The organism is Natronococcus sp., assembly GCF_047921035.1.
Lineage (GTDB): Archaea > Halobacteriota > Halobacteria > Halobacteriales > Natrialbaceae > Natronococcus.
In genome coordinates this window covers 1-544 of record NZ_JBLRWX010000265.1, presented here as the reverse complement: position 1 = coordinate 544, position 544 = coordinate 1, and the positions used below count along the sequence as shown (strand labels likewise).

Annotated in this window: 1 pseudogene; it reads left to right on the top strand. The window is 70.0% G+C overall.

What is annotated here, in order from left to right:
* Positions 1–31 precede the first annotated feature (31 nt).
* A pseudogene (locus ACNA7R_RS20620) lies at positions 32–544 on the top strand (IS5/IS1182 family transposase); the annotation flags it as partial.

Sequence of the window (544 nt, the reverse complement as noted above, 5' to 3'; positions counted from 1 at the left end):
TGCGTCGGAGGATCCGAGGCGGATCTTCAAGGTGACCACGCAGGTCGCGGCCGAGGCGGGGCTGGTGGGGGTCAAGCGGGTGTTGGACTCTGCACCGCTGTTCGATGCGGTCGCCACGATGGACACGGTCACGCTGATCCGCAGTTCGATCCGGGGGCTGCTGAAGGCTGCTGATGCGAAGCTCGAGACGCGGCTGCGTGGGTTGCTGTCCGGTGACGATGACTACGCGGCGGCCGGGAAACCGGCGTGTGACTGGAACGATGCGGCCGCACGCGCGCGGGTGGTCGATCGGCTCGCGGTTGACGGGTTGGCGCTGCTGGGCGAGTTGGAGGGCCGCGAGGTGCCGACCGGGGTCGCGCAGGCGGCCGAGTTGGTGGCCACGGTGATCGGCCAGGACATCGAGGAGCGCGCCGACGGCCGGTTCGTGATCGCCCGCAGGGTGGCGCCCGACCGGGTGATCTCCACGGTCGACCCCGACGCCCGCCACGGCCACAAGACCACGTCCCGCAAGTACGACGGCTATAAGGGGCATGTCGCGGTCGAC